We start from the raw sequence: 22,113 nt of genomic DNA, 5'->3' as shown, positions 1-22,113 counted from the left end.
CGCGCCGGACCTGTCCTTTCCTGTGCCTAATCTGTGCATAAGTCGTCCACGCGAAGACCGCTACCGGAAGGGAACTTCCCCTGATCTGCACGCTCCGTGCCCGCGGATGCCCGGAACCCGTCGCCTTTCCGTAATCGCATGTGTACGCGCTGAAGCGTTTGGTGGCAGAATCCGGGGCTCGACGGGGATTCGACGGGGGGTCGACACCGTAAAGGGGAGGCTGGGGCCGTGACCGCAGGCGAATCGGGCGGAGCGAGCGGAAGCGTGGTGCGGCGCATCCTGCTGGGCTCCCAGCTGAGGCGGTTGCGCGAGTCGCGCGGCATCACCCGCGAGGCGGCCGGGTACTCGATCCGCGCGTCCGAATCCAAGATCAGCCGCATGGAGTTGGGACGGGTGAGCTTCAAGGCCAGGGACGTCGAGGACCTGCTCACGCTCTACGGGGTCGGGGACGAGGCCGAACGCGGCGCCCTCCTCGGGCTCGCCCGCGAGGCCAACGTCGCGGGCTGGTGGCACAGCTTCGGCGACGTCCTGCCCGGGTGGTTCCAGACGTACATCGGGCTCGAAGGCGCCGCGTCCCACATCCGCGTCTACGAAGTGCAGTTCGTGCACGGCCTGTTGCAGACCGAGGAGTACGCCCAGGCGGTCGTCACCCGGGGCATGCCCGGCGCCCCGCGCGCCGAGATCGACCGCCGGGTCGCCCTGCGGCTCGAACGCCAGAAGGTCCTGGTCTCCGAGCGGGCCCCGCAGCTCCACGCCGTCCTCGACGAGGCCGCGCTGCGCCGCCCGTACGGCGACCGGGACGTCATGCGGGGGCAGTTGAAGCACCTCATCGAGGTCTCCGAGCACCCCGGCGTCACCCTCCAGGTCATGCCCTTCAGCTTCGGCGGCCACGCCGGCGAGAGCGGCGCCTTCACCATGCTGAGCTTCCCCGAGTCCGACCTCTCCGACGTCGTCTACCTGGAGCAGCTCACCAGCGCGCTCTACCTCGACAAGCGCGAGGAGGTCGCCCAGTACCGGCGGGTGATGGAGAAGCTCCAGCAGGACGGGCCGGATCCGGCCGAAAGCCGGGACATCCTCCGGGGCCTCCTCCAACTCTCCTGATGCATCAGTACGATGACGCCACATCAGGCGTACGGGATTCGTACATCAGTCGCATCGCGCGGGTAGCGGGTAGAGGGGTCTCCACCATGTCGCACTTCACCGACCTGGCCCACCAGTACATCGACGGCGAGTGGAAGCCGGGCAGTGGCTCGTGGGACATCATCGACTTCAACCCGTACACCGGGGAGAAGCTCGCCTCGATCACCGTCGCCACCGTCGGCGAGGTCGACCGCGCCTACCGGGCCGCCGAGCGCGCCCAGGCCGCGTGGGCCGAGACCAACCCGTACACCCGCCGGCTCGTCTTCGAGCGCGCGCTGCGGATCGTCGAGGACCGCGAGGAGGAGATAGCCGGGACGATCGTCGCCGAGCTGGGCGGCACCCGCCTCAAGGCGGCCTTCGAGCTGCACCTCGCCAAGGAGTTCCTGCGCGAGGCGGTCCAGCTCGCGCTGCGCCCCGAGGGCCGCATCCTGCCGTCCCCGGTCGACGGCAAGGAGAACCGCGTCTACCGCGTCCCGGTCGGCGTCGTCGGCGTCATCTCCCCCTTCAACTTCCCCTTCCTCCTCTCGCTCAAGTCCGTGGCGCCCGCCCTCGCGCTCGGCAACGCGGTCGTCCTCAAGCCGCACCAGAACACCCCGATCTGCGGCGGCACCCTCGTCGCCAAGGTCCTGGAGGAGGCCGGGCTCCCGGCCGGCCTGCTGAACGTCGTCGTCACCGACATCGCCGAGATCGGCGACGCGCTCCTGACCCACCCGGTCCCGAAGGTCATCTCCTTCACCGGCTCCGACAAGGTCGGCCGGCACGTCGCCACGGTCTGCGCCCAGAACTTCAAGCACGCCGTCCTCGAACTCGGCGGCAACAGCGCCCTGATCGTCCTCGACGACGCCGACGTCGACTACGCGGTCGACGCGGCCGTCTTCAGCCGCTTCGTCCACCAGGGCCAGGTCTGCATGGCCGCCAACCGCATCCTGGTGGACCGCAGCCTGGAGGCGGAGTTCACCGAGAAGTTCGTGGCCAAGGTGAAGACCCTGCGCGTCGGCGACCCGGCCGACCCGGCCACCCACATCGGCCCGCTCATCAACTCCCAGCAGGCCGAGTCCGTCTCGTCCCTGGTCGACCAGACGGTCGCCGCCGGCGCCACCGCCCTGCTGCACGGCGCGGTCGACGGCAACCTCGTCTCCCCGTCCGTCCTCACCGGCCTCGCCGCCGACTCCCCGGTCCTGAGCCAGGAGATCTTCGGCCCGGTCGCCCTGATCGTGCCCTTCGACGGCGAGGAGGAGGCCGTGCGGATCGCCAACGACACCCCGTACGGGCTCAGCGGCGCCGTCCACACCGGCGACGTCGAGCGGGGCGTGCGGCTCGCCAGGCGCGTCCACACCGGCATGATCCACATCAACGACGGCACCGTGCACGACGAGCCGATCGTCCCCTTCGGCGGCGAGAAGCAGTCGGGCGTCGGGCGGCTCAACGGCGACTCGATGGTGGACGCGTTCACCACCCAGAAGTGGATCTCGATCCAGCACGGCCGCAGCCGCTTCCCCTTCTGATCCGGGCCGGATCCGGACCGAACCCGGGCCGGCCCCGATCCGGATCCGATCCGGCTCCGGCCCGGGGGCGATTGAGGACCGTAACTGTCCGCAAGCCTCCGTAGCGTGGTCTGTGTCGGAACAACCCGGCACGGACCACATACGGAAGGCGGACGTCATGGTTGCTCTCGTTCCCGCAGGAACCCCCGGCGACGAGCGCGGCACGCTCCTCGACTTCGTGGAGGCCCAGCGCGCCGCGCTGCGCCGCACCGTCCTCGGCCTGACCGAGGAGCAGGCGGCGAGCACCCCCAGCGCCAGCGAACTGAGCCTGTCCGGACTGCTCAAGCACGTCGCCGAGGTCGAGCTCAACTGGCTCCGGCTCGCGCAGCGGCGGCCCAACGAGAAGCAGCGGACGCAGGACACCTGGGGCGAGGGCTTCCGGCTCGTGGACGGCGAGACGATCCCGGAGATCCTGGCGTTCTGGGCGGACGTGGCCGAGCAGACCGAGGACTTCGTCCGCTCGGTGCCCGGCCTGGACGAGACCTTCCCGCTGCCGGAGGCGCCCTGGTTCCCCAAGGACGGGCGGGTCACGGTCCGCTGGATGGTGCTCCACCTCGTCCAGGAGATGGGGCGGCACGCCGGCCACGCCGACATCATCCGCGAGAGCATCGACGGCAAGGGCTCCTTCGAGCTGATCGCGGCCGAGGCGGAGGCGGCGGGGCGGTGATCGCCGCGCGTACCCTGGTCGGGATCGACCAGGAGGTACGTGGGATGTCGGCCATCCGTCTTCTCGTCCTGGGCGCGGTGCGGCAGCACGGCCGCGCCCACGGCTACCAGGTGCGCAACGACCTGGAGTACTGGGGCGCGCACGAGTGGTCGCACGCCAAACCCGGCTCGATCTACCACGCGCTGAAGCAGATGGCGAAGCAGGGACTGCTGCGCGCGCACGAGGTCGCGCCGAGCGCGGTCGGCGGCCCGCCCCGCGTCGAGTACGAGCTGACGGACGCCGGCACCGAGGAGTACTTCGCGCTGCTCCGCGAGGCGCTGACCACCTACGACCAGAAGGTGGACGTGCTGTCGGCGGGCATCGGCTTCATGGTCGACCTGCCCCGCGCGGAGGCGGTGGAGCTGCTGCGCCGGCGGGTGCGGGCGCTCGACGAGTGGCGGGCGGCGGTCACCGACTACTACACGCCGGAGGGCGGCCCGGGGCAGCTCGGGCACATCGGCGAGATCATGCACATGTGGGTCGGCTCGGCCGACGCGGGCAAGGAGTGGACGCTCGGCCTGATCGAGCGGATCGAGGGCGGGGCGTACGTGTTCGCGGGCGAGGGCGACCCGTTCGTGGGGGTGCTCGCGGAGGGCGAGAAGGACCCGTACGCGGGCTGAGCGGGGTCCGGCGGCTCCCGCGATCCGGCGATCCCCGCCCTCTGAGGGCGCAGCCGGGACGGAACGGCCCGGAAGAATTGACTAATCAAGTTTGACCAATCGTTCGCGAGGGCATACCGTGCTCCGTCGGTGGTGGCTGGTCAAGTTTGACTACGCCTTTTTCGGAAGGCTCGGGAGGAAACGGATGACCACGGAAGTGATCCGCGTGGAGGGCGCGCGGAAGCGGTACGGGGACAAGGACGCCCTGGACGGGCTCGACCTCGCCGTCGGGCGCGGCACCGTCCACGGGCTCCTCGGCCCCAACGGCGCGGGCAAGACCACGACGGTGCGGATCCTGGCGACCCTGCTCCGGCACGACGAGGGCCTGGTCCGCGTCGCCGGGCACGACGTGCGGACCGGGGCCCGCGAGGTGCGGCGGCGGATCGGGCTCCTCGGCCAGCACGCGGCCCTGGACGAGGAGCTGGGCGGCCGGCAGAACCTGGAGATGTTCGGCAGGCTCCACCACCTGGGCGCCCGGCGCGCCGGGACCCGCGCCGACGAGCTCCTGGAGCGCTTCGGCCTCACCGACACCGGGCGCAAGCCCGTCCGCCAGTACAGCGGCGGCATGCGGCGCCGGCTCGACCTGGCGGCGTCGCTGATCACCGACCCCGAGGTGCTGTTCCTCGACGAGCCGACCACCGGACTCGACCCGCGCGGACGCGCCGAGGTCTGGGACTCGGTGCGCTCGCTGGTCGGCGGCGGCACCACGGTCCTGCTCACCACGCAGTACCTGGAGGAGGCCGACCAGCTCGCCGACCGGATCTCGGTCGTGGACCGGGGGCGGGTCGTCGCCGACGGCACCGCCGACGAACTGAAGGCCCGCGTGGGCGCGGACCGGATCGACGTGGTCGTACGGGACGCCCGCAGGCTCGACGAGGCGGCGGACCTCCTCCCGGCGGCCCGCGCCGAGGTGGCCGTGGACGCCGACCGGCGGCTGCTCAGCGCCCCCGTGGCCGACCGGATGGCCTCGCTCACCGAGACCGTGCGGGCCCTCGGGGCGGCCGGGATCGAGGCGGAGGACATCGCCCTGCGGCGCCCGACCCTCGACGAGGTGTTCCTGCACCTGACGGCGGACGGCACGGCCCGTGAGAAGGAGGTGGCGGCATGAGCGCCGCGTACGTGGTGAGCGACTGCTGGACGATGACCCGCCGCGAACTGGCCCACTGGGCCCGGCAGCCGGTGCAGGTCCTGGTCGGGCTCGTCTTCCCGGTGATGATGCTCCTGATGTTCGGCTACCTGGTCGGCGGCGGGCGGGCCGTCGACGGCGACTACGTCGACTACCTGGTGCCCGGCATGCTGGCCCTGACCATGGTCTTCGGCCTCGAAGGCACCATGACGGCGGTCACGCAGGACCTCAACAAGGGCGTGGTCGACCGCTTCCGGGCGATGCCGATGACCGACGGCGCTGTCCTGGTCGGACGCGCGTCGGCGGACATGCTCCAGTCGGCGGTGGGACTGCTCCTGATGACGGGCGTCGGACACGCGATCGGCTGGCGGGCGAACGGCGGCTTCGGGGCCTTCCTGGGGGCGATGGGGCTGCTGCTCCTGCTGCGCTTCGCGATGCTGTGGATCGGGATCTTCCTGGCCCTGGTCGCGGGCCGGGCGGAGCTGGTGCAGGCGGTCCAGATCCTCGTCTGGCCCTTCGGCTTCCTCTCCAACGCCTTCGCCTCGCCCGACTCGATGCCGGGCTGGCTCGGCGCGGTCGTGGAGTGGAACCCCATGTCGGCGACCGCGACGGCGGTCCGCGAACTCTTCGGCAACCCGGGCGGCGAGCCGGGGCACGTGACGGCGGCGGTGGTCTGGCCGCTGGTGCTCCTCGCGGTCTTCTTCCCGCTCGCGGTGCGGAAGTTCGGCCGGCTCGGGAAGTAGCGGGAAGGGGCCGACCGGCCCGGGAGGCGGGACGGGCGACCCGAGAGGCGGGACGGGGCCCCGGCAGGCGGGACGGGGCCCCGGGAGGCGGGACGGGCGGCGCTACTTCAGCGACCGCCCGTCCTCGTCGAGTTCGAGCTGCGGGCGGCCGGTGACGATCAGCCAGGCGGGCAGCGAGGCCAGGCAGAGCAGGGCCAGCACGGCGGGGGAGGAGGCGAGGACGGCGCCGACGAAGAGGCTGATCCAGCCCTGCCGGGTGGTGGCGAGCAGGACCCCGAGGACGGCGGAGGAGACGGCGACGGCCGGATGGACCTCGGGGACGAGGGCCTGGGCGAGCAGGCCGAAGGCGGCGCCGATGAAGACGGCGGGGAAGATCCGGCCGCCCCGGAAGCCGCAGGAGGCGGCGACGAGCAGGGCGACGAGCTTGACCACGGCCAGCTTCGCCAGCTCGCCCGAGGACCAGCCGCCGATGTTCGCCGTGAGCTCCTTGATCTCCTCCATGCCCTTGAAGAGGGTCAGGTGCCCGCCGAGGGCCCCCAGGAGGCCGAGGACGAGCCCGCCGAGCGGCAGCATCAGCAGGGGGTGCCGCAGCCGCCGGAAGGCGGCGTGGACGTACGGGAAGAGGGCGCAGGCGGCGAGGCCGAAGAGGGCCGCGACGGAGGCGATCACCAGGGCCGCGAGGAGGTCCCCCCAGCCGGGGTCGGCCAGCGGCGGCAGCCCCAGGGCGAAGGTGGGCTCGGCCAGCAGCTGGGTGGTCATGGCGCCGGTGCCGGCCGCGAGCAGCGGGGCGAACAGGCGGTCCCAGAGGGAGCCGGGGCCCGGGTGCCCGGCCAGGGCCTCGGAGATGACGAGCGCGGCCGCGACCGGGGTGCCGAAGAGGGCGCCGATCGTGGCGGCCGAGGCGAGCGTCACCCAGGCGATGCCCGGCACGGCGGGCGCGGCCCTGCGGCCCAGCCAGTACGCGAGCGCGATGTTGGAGGCGATGATCGGGTTCTCGGGGCCGAGGCTGACCCCGCCGGCGAGCGCGAGGGTGCCGGCGAGCAGCAGCCCCGGCACCGTCCCGGCGGGGAGCGGCGCCCCGCCGAGCCCGGTGGTCGCCGGATCGGGACCGGCGTGCCCGGGCACCTTCCACACGACCAGGCCCACGGCGACGCCGGTCGCGGTGAGCACGGCGATCATCCAGAGGGAGGAGTACCCGCCGATCCCGAGGGCGTCGGGCAGGTCCTCCCAGAGCACGTGCTTGAGCTCCTCCGAGAGGGCGCTGATCCCCAGGAACAGCAGCCCCGACCCGGCCCCGACCACGAGCGCGGGCAGGATCTGCGGCAGCAGGACCCGCAGCGGGGCCTCGTCGGCGGAGGGGGACGGCGCGGCCGGGGCGTGATCGGTGGGCACGGGCCCACCCTAGGGGAGCAAAAGCCGCGAAACCCCTAGGTCAGGCCGAACCACCCGGAGCCCGCGCGAACGGCACGGCCGGGGACCCTCGCCGGGACTCCGAGGCCCCGTGCGAACGGCACGGCCGGGGACCCTCGCCAGAACTCCGAGGCCCGTGCGAACACCACGGCCGGACCCTGCCGGCGCTCCGGGGGCCCGTAGGGGCACCGGGCCGCGCTCCCTTCAGCGCCTCCGGGCCCCGTACGGGCGGGCCGTGCTTCCGTCGGCGCCTCCGGAGCCCCGTACGGGCACCACCGCCGGGCCGTGGGCGCGCACCTCCGGCACGACGCCCGCCCACTCCGCTCACGCCGGAGGCCCGCCCCGCTCACGCCGAAGATCCGCACCGCTCACGCCGGAGGCCCACCCCGCTCACGCCGGAGGCCCGCCCCGCTCACGCCGGAGGCCCGCACGCGGGAATCCGCGTCCGGGCCCCGGGATCCGCCCGCTCCCGTCACGTCCGGGGCGCGATCACCACCGCCGTGCCGTACGCGCAGACCTCCGTGCCGACGTCCGCCGCCTCCGTGACGTCGAAGCGGAACGCGAGCACCGCGTTCGCGCCGCGCGCCCGTGCCTGCTCCACCAGGCGTTCCATCGCCTGGTTGCGGGTCTCCACCAGGGTCTTCGTCAGGCCCTTCAGCTCCCCGCCGATCATCGACTTCAGCCCCGCGCCGATCTGGCTGCCCAGGTGCCGGGAGCGCACGGTGAGCCCGAAGACCTCACCGATCACCTGCCGGACCTCGTGGCCGGGGATGTCGTTCGTCGTCACGACCAGCACTTCGGGATGCGGCCCCTGGCCGCCCCCGTACTCCTCGATGCCCATCGGCATACACCTCCTGATTCCTCACTTTCTGCCCCGCGGGACCCTTCCGCATCCCGTGGGGACCCGGGTGGAACCGGGGGCGTGCGCCCCACGTTGATAGCTTGGGGCAGCCCGTCCCCAAGCCCCCACCGACCGCAGGAGCCCGGAACCCGTGAACACGCTTGCCCTCGGACCGAGCTGGCTGGACCCGGACTATCTGATCCAGACCTTTGGTCTGATCGGTGTCCTGGTGATCGTCTTCGCCGAGTCCGGTCTCCTCATCGGGTTCTTCCTGCCCGGTGACTCGCTTCTCTTCACCACAGGTCTGCTCGTCACCACCGGGAAGCTCGACACCCCGCTCTGGCTGGTCTGCACCCTGATCGTGGCCGCCGCGATCATCGGCGACCAGGTCGGCTACCTCTTCGGCCGCAAGGTCGGACCCGCCCTCTTCAAGCGCCCCGACTCCAAGCTGTTCAAGCAGGAGAACGTCGAGAAGGCGCACGAGTTCTTCGAGAAGCACGGCCCGAAGTCCCTGATCCTGGCCCGCTTCGTCCCGATCGTCCGGACGTTCACGCCGATCATCGCGGGCGTCAGCCGGATGAACTACCGCTCGTTCATCACGTTCAACATCATCGGCGGCGTGCTGTGGGGCGCCGGCGTGACCCTCCTCGGCGCCTCCCTCGGCAAGATCGACTTCGTGCACGAGCACATCGAGATGATCCTCATCGCGATCGTCCTGATCTCCGTGGTCCCGATCGTCATCGAGTACCTCCGGGCCCGCTCGCAGTCCAAGAAGGCCCGCGCCGCCGAGGGCGACCACGGCGGCGCCGAACCCCAGCAGGGCTCCCGGGGCCGCCACGCCAAGCGGTAGGACCCCCGGAGCGGCGCCCCGGAGAAACCCGCCCCGGAGAAACGCTCCGGAGGAAGAACGACGCTAGAAGCCCCTGGTGCGCTTCGCGGCCCGCCGGGCCGCCGCCGCACCGGGGGCCCGCATGAACAGGCGGGCCAGCTCGCTCCCCAGGTTCACGCCGATCGCGATCGCCAGGGCCAGCGCCGCCGCCTTCGCCAGCGACGCGAACCCCTGGTCCAGATTGTGCTGGGCGATCGCGAGCACCCCGAAGTACGTCGCCGAACCGGGCAGCAGCGGCCCGATCGCCGCCGTCACGTACGGCAGCGACGAGGTGTGGTGGTACCGGGCGACCAACTGCCCGAAGAGCCCCACGAGCCCCGCCGCCGCGGCCGTCGCCATCACCGCCGACCCCTCCGCGGTCACCGCGATCGACGCGTACACCACCCACGCCACCCCGCCGTTCAGCGTCGCGAACAGCACCGTCGCCCGCGACTGCTGCAACAGGATCGCGAAGGTCGCGGACAGCACCATCGACGCCAGGGTCTGCACCACGGGCCGCTCCACCGCCCGCAGCGCCCCCTCGGGATTCAGCTGCGCGTCGAACTGCACCGCCAGGTACAGCACCGACAGCACGCCCACCACGATCGCCACGAAGAAGTACGCGACCTCCAGGAGCCGCGCCGAGGCCGTGATGTAGAAGCCGGTCAGGCCGTCCTGCACGGCCGCCACGAGCGCCCGCCCCGGGATCAGCGCGAACAGCCCGCCGGTGATCACCGCCGACGGGCGCAGGTCCGCGTGCAGCAGCGTCAGGAGCACCCCCATCGCCGCCGGGGGCATCGCCGCCACCAGGAACTGGTAGAACTCCGGCAGCCCCCGCCCCGCGCACAGCCACGCGAGCCGGTCCCCGAGCACCGCGCCCAGCGCCGCCACGAAGAACACCGTCGGACCGCCGCCCAGCAGCACCGACGCCGCCCCCGCGAGCACCCCCGCCGCCGTCGTCAGCGCCCAGCCCGGATACGGGTGCCGGTTCCGCCGGATCTCCGCCAGCCGCCGGTACGCCTCCTCCGGCGTCACCTCGTGCGCCTGCTCGTCGTGGTCCGGCGCGCTGATGTCCGCGATCAGCTGGTACACCGCCGCGAGCCGCGTGTAGTCCGTGCCCCGGCGGCGCACCGTCCGGTTCGCCGTCACCGGGTCGTCCACCAGCGACGGCTGGTACGTGACCGAGAGCAGCGTGAACGTCACCGTCGGCTCGCACCGGTCGAGCCCGTACGAACGGCAGATCGCGAACATCGCCGCCTCGACGTCCTCCGCGCCCTCCCCGCCCGCGAGCAGCAGCTCGCCGATGCGCAGGGTCAGGTCGAGGACGCGCGGCACCGACGGCCCCGACTCGTCCTCCTTGCGCGGCGCCTCCGGCACCGGCCGCTCGCCCACCGGAAGCCGCAGCATGGTCCGCATCCGGTCCTGCCACGGCGCGTCCCGCGCCAGCCGCACCAGCGGCACCCCGTACGCCGGCGTGAAGGCGGGCGGCGAGTTCTTCGCCGAGTACGTGGCGGGGGGAGCGAACGCCGAACCCTCCGGCTCCGGCCCGGACTCCGTCCGCAGCCCCGACGGCAGGGCGAACTCGGAGGTCGGGTGCTCCTCCTCCGGTGGCGCGGGCCGCTCCACCCCGGCCGGCGGTACGAACGCGCTCCGCGCCTCGTCCGACTGCGGTTTCCGGTCCTCCGGAGCCCCCTCGGCCCCTTCGTACCGCACGTCCATCGAGCCGCCCGGCTCCGCCACCACTCTGCCGCCTCGCTCTCCCTGGGGGAATCGTCGCTTCCAGTATGGGCGTGCGCACTCCGCGCGTGCGACGGGCGTGTGAAGGGGCCGCGACGGACACGCGAAGGGCGGCGCACCCCGGGGGGTGCGCCGCCCTTCACGCGCTCGGGACCGGCGGGGCCGGAACCGGCTCAGTGGCCGCCCTGCTCCTTGGCACGCGCGTACGACTTCTCGATCTCTTCCTCGGCCTCGGCGCGGCCGACCCAGTCGGCGCCCTCGACCGACTTGCCGGGCTCCAGGTCCTTGTAGACCTCGAAGAAGTGCTGGATCTCCAGGCGGTCGAACTCCGCCACGTGGTGGATGTCCCGCAGGTGCTCCATGCGCGGGTCGGTGGCCGGGACGCACAGCAGCTTGTCGTCGCCGCCCGCCTCGTCCGTCATGCGGAACATGCCGATGGCGCGGCACTTGATCAGGCAGCCCGGGAAGGTGGGCTCGTCGAGGATGACGAGCGCGTCCAGCGGGTCGCCGTCCTCGCCGAGGGTGTTCTCCACGTAGCCGTAGTCGGTCGGGTAGGCCGTCGACGTGAAGAGGCGACGGTCCAGACGGATGCGACCGGTCTCGTGGTCGACCTCGTACTTGTTCCGCGATCCCTTGGGGATCTCGATGAGAACGTCGAACTCCACGGGTGGCTCCTCCTGAATCAACACAAGTGAATGCTCGCGACGAAGCGCGGTGGTTAAGTGTCCCTCACGCACGTGTGTGATCGCGAAAGGGGCTGGTCAGCAATGCCCGAGCCGAGGACCTGGCAGCTCACGGCGGGCTCCGCCGCCCTCGGTCTGGCCCTGGCCGTCGCGGCGGTGACCGCGGCCGGCCCGTGGGACTCGGGCCAGCGTACGGCCGAGCGGGCCCGCGCCGCCGCCCCCGCGGCGGGTGGTACGCGTCACGCCCCGCCCCCGGCCCCCGCCGCCCCCCACCGCCCCGCGCCCGCCCCCAGCGCCCCCGGCGTCCTCACCGCCCTGCGCCCCGCCGGACCCTCCACGGACCCCTCCACGGGCCCCTCCGCCGGAACCGTCGCCGGAGACCCCGGCCGGCGGCCCGCCGACCTCGCCGCCGTCCTCGTCCCCCTCCTCGCCGACCCCGGCCTCGGCCCCCTGCGCACCGCCTCCGTCGTCGACACCGCCACCGGGAAGCAGCTCTACGGCGAGGGCGCCACCACCCCCATGACCCCCGCCTCCACCGTCAAGATCGCCACCGCCGCGGCCGCCCTCTCCGCCCTCGGCCCCGACCACCGCATCGCCACCACCACGGCCGCCGCCCCCGACGGGAAGACCGTCACCCTCACCGGCGGCGGCGACCCCACCCTCGACGACAACCGCCTCGGCGCCCTCGCCGCCGACACCGCCCGCGCCCTCAAGGCCCGCGGCCACACCTCCGTGCGCCTCGCCTACGACACGAGCCTCTACACCGGCCCCGGCGTCCACCCCATCGGCCCCAACGAGAACATCGCCCCCGTCACCGCCCTCATGACCCGCGCCGGACGCCTCGACTCCGGCCACAGCGGCCCCGCGCCCCGCAGCGCCGACCCCGCCCGCGACACCGCCACCGCCTTCGCCGCCCTCCTCGCCCGCGCCGGCGTCACGGTCACCGGCGCCCCGGCCCCCGGCCGCGCCCCCGGGACCGCACCCCTCGCCCGCACCCACTCCGCCCCCCTCGCCGACCTCGTCGAACGCACCCTGACCCACAGCGACAACGACCTCGCCGAAGCCCTCGCCCGCCAGACCGCCCTCGCCCGCGAGCTCCCCGCGAGCTTCGACGGCGCCGGAAAGGCCGTCCGCGCCGAACTCGCCGCCCTCGGCCTCCCCGTCGCCGGAACCCGCTTCGCCGACGGCAGCGGCCTCGACCGGAACGACCGCGTCTCCGCCGCCCTCCTCACCGGCCTCCTCACCCGGGCGGCCGACCCCGCCCGCCCCGCCCTCCGCCCCCTCCTCACCGGCCTCCCCGTCGGCGGCTTCACCGGCACCCTCGCCGACCGCTTCGACACCGCCCCCGCCGGAGCCGGACTCGTCCGCGCCAAGACCGGCACCCTCACCGGCGTCAACACCCTCGCCGGCACCGTCGCCACCCCCGACGGACGCCTCCTCGCCTTCGCCTTCCTCGCCGGCCGCACCCCCTCCCCGCACCGGGCCCAGCCCGCCCTCGACCGGCTCTCCGCCGCCCTCGCCGGACAGGACCGCCCCTAAGGGGGCCTCGCCGATCACGCCGGGCCCGCGGTGTCCGGCACCGCACCCCGCGGCGTCGTCACTCGCCGACGCTCCGCGCCGCCCCCCTCCTCCGCCCCGCGACGCACGGCACCGGACACCGCTCCCCGGTCCGGCCCGACCGACAAGACGCCCCCCCCCGGCGCCCGTCCGCACCGAACACACACCGAACGGGTCCCGAGACCGTACGGTTGACACATGACGAGCATCGGTGGAGCAGGCACAGCCGGGATGGTCGACTGGAACCTCGCGGTCGCGACCGCGACCCGCCTCGTGCGGCCCGGACCCGAAGTCAGCCGCGACGAGGCCCGCGAGGTCGTCGCCGAACTCCGCAGGCACGCCAAGGCCTCGGAAGAACACGTCCGCGCGTACACCCGGATGATCCCCGAGGGCCACGAACCCCCCGACACCCCCGTCCTCGTCGTCGACCGCGCGGGCTGGATCAGGGCCAACGTCGCCGGCTTCCGCGAACTCCTCACGCCGCTCCTCGGCAAGATGCAGGAACGCCGCTCCGCCGTCCCCGGCAGCGCCGTCCTCGGCGCCGTCGGCGGCAAGGTCACCGGCGTCGAGCTCGGCATGCTCCTGTCCTTCCTCGCCTCCCGCATCCTCGGCCAGTACGAGACCTTCGCCCCCGCCACCCGCGACCTCCCCGCCGGGGCGAACGGCGGCGGACGCCTCCTCCTCGTCGCGCCCAACATCGTCCACGTCGAGCGCGAACTCGAAGTCTCCCCGCACGACTTCCGGCTCTGGGTCTGCCTCCACGAGGAGACCCACCGCACCCAGTTCACCGCCGTCCCCTGGCTCCGCGACCACCTCCAGGGCGAAATCCAGTCGTTCCTCGCCGCCACCGACGTCGACCCCGGCACCTTCGTCGAACGCCTCCGCGAAGCCGCCCAGACCCTCGTCGGCGGACGCCCCGAAGGAGAGGAGGGCGAACCCGCCCCCTCCCTCGTCGAGCTCGTCCAGTCCCCCGAACAGCGCGAGATCCTCGGCCGGCTCACCGCCGTCATGTCCCTCCTCGAAGGACACGCCGACTACGTCATGGACGGCGTCGGCCCCCAGGTCGTCCCCTCCGTCGCCGAGATCCGCGAGAAGTTCCAGGCCCGCCGCGCCCGCGGCGCCTCCCGCCTCGACCTCGCCCTCCGCAAGCTCCTCGGCCTCGACGCCAAGCTCCGCCAGTACCGCGACGGCGAGCGCTTCGTCCGCGCCGTCGTCGACCAGGTCGGCATGGACGGCTTCAACCGCGTCTGGACCTCCCCCAACACGCTCCCCACCAAGAGCGAGATCGCCGCCCCCGCCGACTGGATCGCGAGGGTGCACCGTAGGGCAGACTCCTGAGACGGGTGGGGCGGACGGCGCGGGAACACCGGCGGACACTCCGCCAATCACCCGTCCGAGGGACCCTGGGCACGGGGTGAGGCGTGCAATGCTCGGGTAACGGCCGGGTTTCTGTCACCATCGACGCACTCTGAGTGACCGAACCCCCCATTCCGACCGTTAAGACTCCGACCGAGGCACCCCACCCCCATCACGAAGGGCACCGGACATGGGTCCCCATCCTGCGGTCGCGGCGATACGCCTGGCGGTCCGCCGCGTACTCCACGACGTCCTTGCAGAACACCGGGCAGAGCACCGGAACACCCCTCCCCCCACCACGGCCGACGCGCACACCACCCCCCTCGTGCTCGTCGCCTGCTCCGGAGGCGCCGACTCCATGGCGCTCGCCTCCGCCCTCGCCTTCGAGGCCCGCAAGCTTCCCGTGCGCGCCGGCGGCATCACCGTCGACCACGGCCTCCAGGACGGCTCCGACACCCGGGCCGCCGAGGTCGCCGAACGCATGACCGCGCTCGGCCTCGCCCCCTCCGAGGCCGTCGCCGTCACCGTCGGCCGCGAGGGAGGCCCCGAGGCCGCCGCCCGCGACGCGCGCTACGCCGCCCTCGACGCCGCCGCCGAGCGCCACGGCGCCGCCGCGGTCCTCCTCGGCCACACCCGCGACGACCAGGCCGAGACCGTCCTCCTCGGCCTCGCCCGCGGCTCCGGAATCCGCTCCCTCTCCGGCATGGCCGCCGTCTCCGGCGCCGCCCGCCGCTACCGGCGCCCCTTCCTCCAGCTCGACCGCCAGACCGTCCGCAAGGCCTGCGTCGCACAGGAACTCGCCGTCTGGGACGACCCCCACAACGCCGACCCCGCCTACACCCGCTCCCGACTCCGCCACGAAGGCCTCCCCGCCCTGGAGAAGGCCCTCGGCAAAGGCGTCGTCGAAGCCCTCGCCCGTACGGCCCAGCTCTCCCGCGACGACGCCGACGCCCTCGACACCTGGGCCGCCGACGCCGAGACCGCCGTGCGCGACGAGGCCGGCGCCCTGGAGTGCGCCAAACTCTTCGGACTGCCCCCCGCCGTGCGCCGCCGCGTCCTGCGCCGCGCCGTCATCGCCGAGGGCGCACCCGCCGGATCCCTCTTCGCCCGCCACATCGAGGAAGTCGACCGCCTCGTCACCGGCTGGCGCGGCCAGGGCGCCATCAACCTGCCCGGCCGCGTCGAAGCCCGCCGCCAGGGTGGCAGACTGGTCATCCGGCAAGGCTGACGCACGCTGCAACGAAAGTGACCCGGGTGAACGAGAAGGACATGGGCACCGACCTCCAGTCGGTGCTCATCACCAAGGAAGAGATCGACGCCAAGCTGGCAGAGCTGGCCGCGAAGATCGACACGGAATACGCGGGCAAGGACCTGCTCATCGTCGGCGTCCTCAAGGGCGCGGTGATGGTGATGGCGGATCTGGCTCGCGCCCTGTCCACCCCCGTCACCATGGACTGGATGGCCGTCTCCTCCTACGGAGCCGGCACCCAGTCCTCCGGCGTCGTCCGCATCCTCAAGGACCTCGACACCGACATCAAGGGCAAGCACGTCCTGATCGTCGAGGACATCATCGACTCCGGCCTGACCCTGTCCTGGCTCCTGTCCAACCTCGGCTCGCGGGAGCCCGCCTCCCTGGAGGTGTGCACCCTCCTGCGCAAGCCCGAGGCCGCCAAGGTCGCCATCGACGTCAAGTGGATCGGCTTCGACATCCCCAACGAGTTCGTCGTCGGCTACGGCCTCGACTACGCGGAGAAGTACCGGAACCTCCCCTTCGTCGGCACGCTCGCCCCGCACGTCTACGGCGGCTGAAACCACGGCCGTACGGGGAACCCGCACCGCCTTCCCTCCGTTGAACCACGGGAAGGCGGTCGCGGGCGACGATGCTGAGGTACCGTCCGAAGAACAGCTTTTTCACACAGCAGTACTCACAGCAGCATTTTCCTACGGGCAGGAGGGACGGAGCGCTGTCGCTCCGTATGGATGGACGTGAAGCGATACTTCCGTGGGCCGGTCATGTGGATCGTGCTGGCCGTCCTCGCCGTGGTCGTGCTGATGCAGGTCGTCGGCTCGTCCGAGGGCTACAAGACGGTGGACACCGGCCAGGTCGTCCAGGCGATCGACAAGAACCAGGTCAAGCAGGCAAAGATCACCACCGGCGACGAGCAGCTCATCAAGATCGACCTCGTCGACGGCCAGAAGATCAACAAGAGCGACAAGATCCAGGCCAGCTACATCGGCAGCCAGGGCGTCGCCCTCGCCGACAAGCTCCAGGAGAAGTTCGAGGCCGGACAGATCGAGAAGGGCTACACCGTCTCCCCGACGAAGCAGTCGCCCTTCGTCTCGATCCTGCTCTCCCTCCTCCCCTTCGTCCTCATCGTGGTCGTCTTCCTCTTCCTGATGAACCAGATGCAGGGCGGCGGCTCCCGCGTCATGCAGTTCGGCAAGTCCAAGGCGAAGCTCATCACCAAGGACACGCCGAAGACCACCTTCGCCGACGTCGCCGGCTCCGACGAGGCCGTCGAGGAGCTCCACGAGATCAAGGAGTTCCTCCAGGAGCCCGCCAAGTTCCAGGCCGTCGGCGCCAAGATCCCCAAGGGCGTCCTGCTCTACGGCCCGCCCGGAACCGGCAAGACGCTCCTCGCGCGCGCCGTCGCCGGCGAGGCCGGGGTCCCGTTCTACTCGATCTCCGGCTCCGACTTCGTCGAGATGTTCGTCGGCGTCGGCGCCTCCCGGGTCCGCGACCTCTTCGAGCAGGCCAAGGCCAACGCGCCGGCCATCGTCTTCGTCGACGAGATCGACGCCGTCGGACGCCACCGCGGCGCCGGCCTCGGCGGCGGCCACGACGAGCGCGAGCAGACCCTCAACCAGCTGCTCGTCGAGATGGACGGCTTCGACGTCAAGGGCGGCGTCATCCTGATCGCCGCCACGAACCGCCCCGACATCCTCGACCCGGCGCTGCTGCGCCCCGGCCGCTTCGACCGGCAGATCGCCGTCGACCGCCCGGACATGCAGGGCCGTCTGGAGATCCTCAAGGTCCACCAGAAGGGCAAGCCGGTCGCCCCGGACGTCGACCTCGGCGCCGTCGCCCGGCGCACCCCCGGCTTCACCGGCGCGGACCTCTCCAACGTCCTCAACGAGGCGGCGCTCCTCACCGCCCGCAGCGACCAGAAGCTGATCGACAACAAGGCGCTGGACGAGGCGATCGACCGCGTGGTCGCGGGCCCGCAGAAGCGGACCCGGATCATGTCGGACAAGGAGAAGAAGATCACCGCGTACCACGAGGGCGGCCACGCCCTGGTCGCGGCGGCCTCGCCGAACTCCGACCCCGTCCACAAGATCACCATCCTGTCCCGCGGCCGCGCCCTGGGCTACACGATGGTCCTGCCGGACGAGGACAAGTACTCGACCACCCGCAACGAGATGCTCGACCAGCTCGCCTACATGCTGGGCGGACGCGCCGCCGAGGAACTGGTCTTCCACGACCCGACCACCGGCGCCGCGAACGACATCGAGAAGGCCACCGCCACGGCCCGCGCGATGGTCACCCAGTACGGCATGACCGAGCGCCTCGGCGCGATCAAGTTCGGCGGCGACAACACCGAGCCCTTCCTCGGGCGCGAGATGGCGCACCAGCGCGACTACTCGGAAGAGGTCGCGGCGCTGGTCGACGAAGAGGTCAAGAAGCTCATCGAGACCGCCCACAACGAGGCCTGGGAGATCCTCGTCGAGAACCGCGACGTCCTCGACAACCTGGTCCTCGCCCTCCTGGAGAAGGAGACCCTCAACAAGGAGCAGATCGCCGAGATCTTCGCCCCGATCGTGAAGCGCCCGGCCCGCCCGGCGTGGACCGGCTCCTCCCGCCGCACCCCCTCCACGCGCCCGCCGGTCCTCTCCCCCAAGGAGCTGGCCCTGACGAACAGCGCGAACGGCTCGTCCACCCCGGTGGACACCACCAAGGGCATCGACATCGCCCCGGTGGACCCGCCGTCCCCGGAGGACTGACCCCGGCGGACCCGGAATGGATCCCGCGCCCCCACAGGTTTTAGCCTGTGGGGGCGCGGCCATTCGCGCACACAGGCATACGGAACGAGGCAAAGATGACCGACCCGGTGACCCTGGACGGCGAGGGCAGGATCGGCGACTTCGACGAGAAGCGCGCCGAGAGCGCCGTACGAGAGCTCCTCATCGCGGTCGGCGAGGACCCGGACCGCGAGGGCCTGAGGGAGACGCCGGCGCGGGTGGCGCGGGCGTACAAGGAGATATTCGCGGGCCTGCGGCAGGAGCCCCAGGACGTCCTGACGACCACGTTCGACCTGGGCCACGACGAGATGGTCCTCGTCAAGGACATCGAGGTGTTCTCGACCTGCGAGCACCACCTCGTCCCGTTCCGCGGGGTGGCCCACGTCGGATACATCCCGTCCACGTCGGGGAAGATCACCGGCCTGTCGAAGCTGGCCCGTCTGGTCGACGTCTATGCCCGCCGTCCGCAGGTGCAGGAGCGGCTGACCACCCAGGTGGCCGACTCGCTGATGGAGATCCTGGAGCCGCGCGGAGTCATCGTGGTCTTCGAGTGCGAGCACATGTGCATGTCGATGCGCGGCATCCGCAAGCCCGGCGCGAAGACGATCACCTCGGCCGTCCGCGGCCAGCTGCGGGACCCCGCGACCCGTGCCGAGGCGATGAGCCTCATCATGGCGCGCTGAGCGCCACCGCGGAGAAGGACCTCAGGCCCGGGCGCTGCCCGGGCCTTCGTCGTCCTCCGGCAGCCTGCAGACGCGTTCCAGGAAGAGGGCGGACGCGATGACGGCCAGGCCCGCCAGGACCGCGAGGGCCGCGTGGAGGGCCTGGTCGCGGCGGGCCGGGACGTCGAGGAAGCCGAGGAGGAAGACGCCCGTGCCGCCGTACATGCCGGCGACGAGGGCGGCGACCAGGGCGCTGGCCTGGCCGAAGACCACCGCGCGGGCCGCCATCAGGGGCTCGACGCCCTTGGCGCCGGGGCGGCGCTCCCGCTGGGCCCTGAGGCGGGCGCGGATCGAGAGGGCGGTCGCGGCGAGGACGACGGCGATCACGGCGAGGACGATCGGCGCGGCGACCGGCACGCTCGGGAGGGTGCCGACGGCGTCCCAGAGCCGGGCGCCGCCCCAGGAGAGGATCCCGGCCGTCAGGAACAGTCCGGCGAGCACCTTCAGCCGCAGTCGTTTCACCGGGTGTCCTTCATGTGGGCGCGGGCGGTCTGCCACGAGCCTAACGACTACTCGGGCAGACGGAGTTCCAGGTCGGTGCGGAGGGTGACGCCCTCGTCGCCGACGGAGGAGAGCAGGCCGGCGACCGGTCCGCGGCCGGGGAGCTGGGCCTCGGGGTCCACGTCGTGCCAGGGGGCGAGGACGAAGGCGCGCTGGTGGGCGCGGGGGTGGGGCAGGGTGAGGACGGGGTCGTCGGAGACGACGTCCGCGTACGCGACGATGTCGACGTCGATGGTGCGGGGGCCCCAGCGCTCCTCGCGGACGCGGTGGAAGGCCTCCTCGACGGCGTGGGCGCGCTCCAGGAGGGAGGAGGGCGGCAGGGTCGTCTTCACGAGGGCGACGGCGTTGAAGTACGAGGGCTGGCTGCCGGGGTCGACGCCCCAGGGCTCGGTCTCGTAGACGGGGGAGACGGCCTTGACCCGGAGGCCGGGGGTGTCGGCGAGGGCGTCGACGGCGCCCTGGAGGGTCTCCAGCCGGTTGCCGAGGTTGGCGCCGAGGGCGAGGACGGCCCAGCGGGGGTTGGAGAGGGTGGTGTCGGCCGCGTCGACGGTCTCGACGACGGAGGCGGGTACGGGCTGGACGGTGGGGTCGCTGTGCGTCGCTTTCATCGTCGGCTCCGGGTGATCGTGACGGTGACGTCGTCGAAGGGCACGGTGATGGGCGCGTCCGGCTTGTGGACGACGACCTCCACCTCCTGTACCCCGGCGTGGCTCAGGCACTTCTGGGCGATGCGTTCGGCGAGGGTTTCGATCAGGTCGACGGGTTCGCCCTGGACGACGTCGACGACCTCCTCGGCGACGATCCCGTAGTGGACGGTCTTCGTGAGGTCGTCCCCGGCGGCGGCGGGGCGGGTGTCCAGGCCGAGGGTCAGGTCCACGATGAAGGTCTGTCCCTCCTCGCGCTCCTTGGGGAAGACGCCGTGATGGCCCCGGGCCTTGAGGCCGCGCAGCGCGACACGATCCACGCGAATCACTCCTGCTGTCGTAGTTCGGGTGGCCACGCAGCCGGGTGCGGACGGCCGGGTGTCCGTCGTCGAATCTACCCGCGAGGACCGACAGGGCATGCCCGCGGGGGGCCGGGGGCGGGTGGAAGCGCAGGTCAGGCGGGTGGTTCGGGGTCGCCGGGGGCGTCGTCCAGGGTGGGTTCGGCGGGGTCGGGGCCGTCGGTCTCCGCGAGGACGGGGGAGGCGTGGTGGGACCAGATGCGCCAGCCGTCGGGGGTGCGGCGGAAGACGTTGGTGGCGACGACGAGCTGTCCGACGAGGGGTCCGAGTTCGGCGCCGTCCTCGGCGGGGCCGCCGCTGAGGATGTTCTCGGTGCAGGTGACGAGGGCGGTGTCGCCGGCCAGGGAGATCCTGAGGTCGGTGAGGAAGAACTGGATGTAGTCGGTGTTCGCCATGATCAGGGCGTACGAGCGGAGGACCTCGCCGCGGCCGGTGAGGGCGGGCCAGCCGGGGTGGACGCAGGTGACGGGGGCGGTGTCGTCGGCGAGCCAGAGGCCGGAGACGGTTTCGAAGTCGCCGGTCTCCATCGCCTCGTAGAAGGCGGTGTTGGCGGCTTCGACGGCGGCTTCGTCGGTGGCGGGGGTCACCTGGCTCCTTCGACCGCGCGGGCGACCCTGACGGCGTCGGCGGTGGCGCGGACCTCGTGGACGCGGACGGCCCACGCGCCCGCGTGGGCGGCGAGGGCGGAGACGGCGGCGGTGGCGGCGTCGCGTTCGCGGGCGGGGGGCGGGGCGGCGCCCTCGTGGGCGAGGACGTGGCCGAGGAAGCGTTTGCGGGAGGCGGCCACGAGGAGGGGGCGGCCGAGGGCGTGGAGCTCGGGGAGGTGGGCGACGAGCGCCAGGTCGTGGGGGGCGAGCTTGGCGAAGCCGAGGCCGGGGTCGATGACGACGCGGTCGGGGTCGACGCCGCCGTCGACGACGGCCTCCATGCGGGTGCGGAGTTCGGTGAGGACTTCGGTGACGACGTCGTCGTACACGGCGAGGCCGTTCATGGTGTCGCTGAAGCCGCGCCAGTGCATGACGACGAAGGGGACTTCGGCGGCGGCGACGGCGGGGACCATGCCGGGGTCGGCGAGGCCGCCGCTGACGTCGTTGACGAGGACGGCGCCGGCGTCGACGGCGCGGGCGGCGACGGTGGCGCGCATGGTGTCGACGGAGACGGTGACGCCTTCGGCGGCGAGGCCGCGGACGACGGGGACGACGCGGCGGAGCTCCTCCTCCTCGTCGACGCGGGTGGCGCCGGGGCGGGTGGACTCGCCGCCGACGTCGACGAGGTCGGCGCCCTCGGCGACGAGGTGGAGGCCGTGTTTGACGGCGGCCGTGGTGTCGAACCAGCGGCCGCCGTCGGAGAAGGAGTCGGGGGTCACGTTGACCACGCCCATGACCGCGCAGCGGTCCCACTCCGGCAGGCCCCGGGCCGTGCCCCTGTCGGTCGTCGTACTCATGGGACCAGCGTAGGGGGTGGCCCGTCGATCGGGCCGGACGCGGGGGCCCGGTC

The 22,113-nt window shown here is 72.6% G+C and carries 22 protein-coding genes; 13 read left to right on the top strand and 9 right to left on the bottom strand.

The features are described from left to right. Nucleotides 1–228 precede the first annotated feature (228 nt). The 6 genes from ACIQKA_RS24405 (at nucleotide 229) to ACIQKA_RS24380 (ending at nucleotide 5,918) form a co-directional block, all read left to right on the top strand. A complete protein-coding gene (locus ACIQKA_RS24405; RefSeq protein ID WP_383152598.1) occupies nucleotides 229–1,101 on the top strand; it encodes a helix-turn-helix domain-containing protein in 873 nt (290 codons plus the stop codon). Nucleotides 1,102–1,187: 86 nt separating this feature from the next. Beyond that, complete coding sequence (locus ACIQKA_RS24400) at nucleotides 1,188–2,645, top strand: aldehyde dehydrogenase family protein (RefSeq protein ID WP_383152597.1); 1,458 nt, start codon at nucleotides 1,188–1,190, stop codon at nucleotides 2,643–2,645. A gap of 157 nt (nucleotides 2,646–2,802) precedes the next feature. Further along, nucleotides 2,803–3,351 carry a DinB family protein gene (locus ACIQKA_RS24395; RefSeq protein WP_383152596.1) on the top strand — a complete coding sequence of 183 codons (549 nt, stop codon included), beginning with the start codon at nucleotides 2,803–2,805 and terminating at the stop codon, nucleotides 3,349–3,351. A 44-nt stretch (nucleotides 3,352–3,395) separates the two neighbouring features. Continuing rightward, nucleotides 3,396–4,010, top strand: coding sequence for a PadR family transcriptional regulator (locus ACIQKA_RS24390; RefSeq protein ID WP_383152595.1), 615 nt, complete (start codon nucleotides 3,396–3,398; stop codon nucleotides 4,008–4,010). Nucleotides 4,011–4,194: 184 nt separating this feature from the next. Further along, the gene (locus tag ACIQKA_RS24385) at nucleotides 4,195–5,157 is read left to right on the top strand and encodes an ATP-binding cassette domain-containing protein (RefSeq protein ID WP_383152594.1); all 963 of its coding nucleotides are present in this window, start codon (nucleotides 4,195–4,197) and stop codon (nucleotides 5,155–5,157) included. Continuing rightward, entirely contained in the window at nucleotides 5,154–5,918 is a 765-nt protein-coding gene (locus ACIQKA_RS24380; RefSeq protein WP_383152593.1) for an ABC transporter permease, read from the top strand. The genes ACIQKA_RS24385 and ACIQKA_RS24380 overlap by 4 nt, the downstream gene beginning before the upstream one ends. A gap of 102 nt (nucleotides 5,919–6,020) precedes the next feature. On the opposite strand, the gene ACIQKA_RS24375 is transcribed toward ACIQKA_RS24380, so the two are convergent. Then, nucleotides 6,021–7,310, bottom strand: coding sequence for an ion channel protein (locus ACIQKA_RS24375; RefSeq protein ID WP_383152592.1), 1,290 nt, complete (start codon nucleotides 7,308–7,310; stop codon nucleotides 6,021–6,023). Nucleotides 7,311–7,800: 490 nt separating this feature from the next. Next, nucleotides 7,801–8,169 (bottom strand): YbjQ family protein, encoded by a 369-nt coding sequence (locus ACIQKA_RS24370; RefSeq protein ID WP_383152602.1) that lies wholly within the window; start codon nucleotides 8,167–8,169, stop codon nucleotides 7,801–7,803. A gap of 151 nt (nucleotides 8,170–8,320) precedes the next feature. Between ACIQKA_RS24370 and ACIQKA_RS24365 the strand changes: the two genes are divergently transcribed. Continuing rightward, the gene (locus ACIQKA_RS24365) at nucleotides 8,321–9,019 is read left to right on the top strand and encodes a DedA family protein (protein ID WP_383152591.1); all 699 of its coding nucleotides are present in this window, start codon (nucleotides 8,321–8,323) and stop codon (nucleotides 9,017–9,019) included. A 63-nt stretch (nucleotides 9,020–9,082) separates the two neighbouring features. Here ACIQKA_RS24365 and ACIQKA_RS24360 read toward each other — a convergent pair whose 3' ends face one another. Continuing rightward, nucleotides 9,083–10,780, bottom strand: a complete 1,698-nt coding sequence (locus tag ACIQKA_RS24360) for a threonine/serine exporter ThrE family protein (protein ID WP_383430996.1) — start codon at nucleotides 10,778–10,780, stop codon at nucleotides 9,083–9,085. Nucleotides 10,781–10,947: 167 nt separating this feature from the next. Further along, entirely contained in the window at nucleotides 10,948–11,439 is a 492-nt protein-coding gene (locus tag ACIQKA_RS24355) for an inorganic diphosphatase (RefSeq protein WP_024758444.1), read from the bottom strand. A 102-nt stretch (nucleotides 11,440–11,541) separates the two neighbouring features. Between ACIQKA_RS24355 and dacB the strand changes: the two genes are divergently transcribed. The 6 genes from dacB (at nucleotide 11,542) to folE (ending at nucleotide 19,073) form a co-directional block, all read left to right on the top strand. Then, nucleotides 11,542–12,996, top strand: a complete 1,455-nt coding sequence (gene dacB / locus ACIQKA_RS24350; RefSeq protein WP_402542377.1) for a D-alanyl-D-alanine carboxypeptidase/D-alanyl-D-alanine-endopeptidase — start codon at nucleotides 11,542–11,544, stop codon at nucleotides 12,994–12,996. A gap of 216 nt (nucleotides 12,997–13,212) precedes the next feature. Next, nucleotides 13,213–14,352 (top strand): zinc-dependent metalloprotease, encoded by a 1,140-nt coding sequence (locus ACIQKA_RS24345; protein WP_383152588.1) that lies wholly within the window; start codon nucleotides 13,213–13,215, stop codon nucleotides 14,350–14,352. Nucleotides 14,353–14,560: 208 nt separating this feature from the next. Next, a complete protein-coding gene (gene tilS / locus ACIQKA_RS24340) occupies nucleotides 14,561–15,598 on the top strand; it encodes a tRNA lysidine(34) synthetase TilS (protein ID WP_383152587.1) in 1,038 nt (345 codons plus the stop codon). Nucleotides 15,599–15,639: 41 nt separating this feature from the next. Then, complete coding sequence (gene hpt / locus ACIQKA_RS24335) at nucleotides 15,640–16,179, top strand: hypoxanthine phosphoribosyltransferase (RefSeq protein ID WP_121832400.1); 540 nt, start codon at nucleotides 15,640–15,642, stop codon at nucleotides 16,177–16,179. Between the two features lie 171 nt (nucleotides 16,180–16,350). Beyond that, a complete protein-coding gene (gene ftsH / locus ACIQKA_RS24330) occupies nucleotides 16,351–18,372 on the top strand; it encodes an ATP-dependent zinc metalloprotease FtsH (RefSeq protein WP_383152586.1) in 2,022 nt (673 codons plus the stop codon). 95 nt (nucleotides 18,373–18,467) lie between these two features. Then, the gene (gene folE, locus ACIQKA_RS24325) at nucleotides 18,468–19,073 is read left to right on the top strand and encodes a GTP cyclohydrolase I FolE (RefSeq protein ID WP_383152585.1); all 606 of its coding nucleotides are present in this window, start codon (nucleotides 18,468–18,470) and stop codon (nucleotides 19,071–19,073) included. 21 nt (nucleotides 19,074–19,094) lie between these two features. Here the strand turns inward: folE and ACIQKA_RS24320 are convergent, their stop codons facing one another. From ACIQKA_RS24320 to folP, 5 genes are all read right to left on the bottom strand, one after another. Continuing rightward, nucleotides 19,095–19,574 carry a DUF3180 domain-containing protein gene (locus ACIQKA_RS24320; RefSeq protein WP_383152584.1) on the bottom strand — a complete coding sequence of 160 codons (480 nt, stop codon included), beginning with the start codon at nucleotides 19,572–19,574 and terminating at the stop codon, nucleotides 19,095–19,097. A 47-nt stretch (nucleotides 19,575–19,621) separates the two neighbouring features. After that, nucleotides 19,622–20,221: a 2-amino-4-hydroxy-6-hydroxymethyldihydropteridine diphosphokinase gene (gene folK, locus ACIQKA_RS24315; RefSeq protein ID WP_383152583.1), complete on the bottom strand. Its 600-nt coding sequence runs from the start codon at nucleotides 20,219–20,221 to the stop codon at nucleotides 19,622–19,624. Beyond that, complete coding sequence (folB, locus tag ACIQKA_RS24310) at nucleotides 20,218–20,577, bottom strand: dihydroneopterin aldolase (RefSeq protein ID WP_356539075.1); 360 nt, start codon at nucleotides 20,575–20,577, stop codon at nucleotides 20,218–20,220. The genes folK and folB overlap by 4 nt, the downstream gene beginning before the upstream one ends. Before the next feature lie 134 nt (nucleotides 20,578–20,711). Beyond that, nucleotides 20,712–21,203, bottom strand: a complete 492-nt coding sequence (locus tag ACIQKA_RS24305) for a nuclear transport factor 2 family protein (protein WP_383152582.1) — start codon at nucleotides 21,201–21,203, stop codon at nucleotides 20,712–20,714. Then, nucleotides 21,200–22,060 (bottom strand): dihydropteroate synthase, encoded by an 861-nt coding sequence (folP, locus tag ACIQKA_RS24300; RefSeq protein ID WP_383152581.1) that lies wholly within the window; start codon nucleotides 22,058–22,060, stop codon nucleotides 21,200–21,202. The genes ACIQKA_RS24305 and folP overlap by 4 nt, the downstream gene beginning before the upstream one ends. Nucleotides 22,061–22,113: the final 53 nt, after the last annotated feature.

This window comes from Streptomyces sp. NPDC092045 (genome assembly GCF_044756005.1).
Classification (GTDB): domain Bacteria; phylum Actinomycetota; class Actinomycetes; order Streptomycetales; family Streptomycetaceae; genus Streptomyces.
The sequence above is the reverse complement of the archived record's forward strand: the minus strand, read 5'-3'. Positions and strand labels throughout refer to the sequence as shown.

What these genes read in the sequence shown, in the direction of transcription:
- dacB (WP_402542377.1), top strand. Translation starts at nt 11,542, where the DNA reads ATGCCCGAGCCGAGGACCTGGCAGCTCACGGCGGGCTCCGCCGCCCTC.
- hpt (WP_121832400.1), top strand. Translation starts at nt 15,640, where the DNA reads ATGGGCACCGACCTCCAGTCGGTGCTCATCACCAAGGAAGAGATCGAC.
- ACIQKA_RS24385 (WP_383152594.1), top strand. Translation starts at nt 4,195, where the DNA reads ATGACCACGGAAGTGATCCGCGTGGAGGGCGCGCGGAAGCGGTACGGG.
- folP (WP_383152581.1), bottom strand. Translation starts at nt 22,060, where the DNA reads ATGAGTACGACGACCGACAGGGGCACGGCCCGGGGCCTGCCGGAGTGG.
- ACIQKA_RS24380 (WP_383152593.1), top strand. Translation starts at nt 5,154, where the DNA reads ATGAGCGCCGCGTACGTGGTGAGCGACTGCTGGACGATGACCCGCCGC.
- ACIQKA_RS24390 (WP_383152595.1), top strand. Translation starts at nt 3,396, where the DNA reads ATGTCGGCCATCCGTCTTCTCGTCCTGGGCGCGGTGCGGCAGCACGGC.
- folE (WP_383152585.1), top strand. Translation starts at nt 18,468, where the DNA reads ATGACCGACCCGGTGACCCTGGACGGCGAGGGCAGGATCGGCGACTTC.
- ACIQKA_RS24370 (WP_383152602.1), bottom strand. Translation starts at nt 8,169, where the DNA reads ATGGGCATCGAGGAGTACGGGGGCGGCCAGGGGCCGCATCCCGAAGTG.
- tilS (WP_383152587.1), top strand. Translation starts at nt 14,561, where the DNA reads ATGGGTCCCCATCCTGCGGTCGCGGCGATACGCCTGGCGGTCCGCCGC.
- ACIQKA_RS24395 (WP_383152596.1), top strand. Translation starts at nt 2,803, where the DNA reads ATGGTTGCTCTCGTTCCCGCAGGAACCCCCGGCGACGAGCGCGGCACG.
- folK (WP_383152583.1), bottom strand. Translation starts at nt 20,221, where the DNA reads ATGAAAGCGACGCACAGCGACCCCACCGTCCAGCCCGTACCCGCCTCC.
- ACIQKA_RS24345 (WP_383152588.1), top strand. Translation starts at nt 13,213, where the DNA reads ATGACGAGCATCGGTGGAGCAGGCACAGCCGGGATGGTCGACTGGAAC.
- ftsH (WP_383152586.1), top strand. Translation starts at nt 16,351, where the DNA reads ATGGACGTGAAGCGATACTTCCGTGGGCCGGTCATGTGGATCGTGCTG.
- ACIQKA_RS24400 (WP_383152597.1), top strand. Translation starts at nt 1,188, where the DNA reads ATGTCGCACTTCACCGACCTGGCCCACCAGTACATCGACGGCGAGTGG.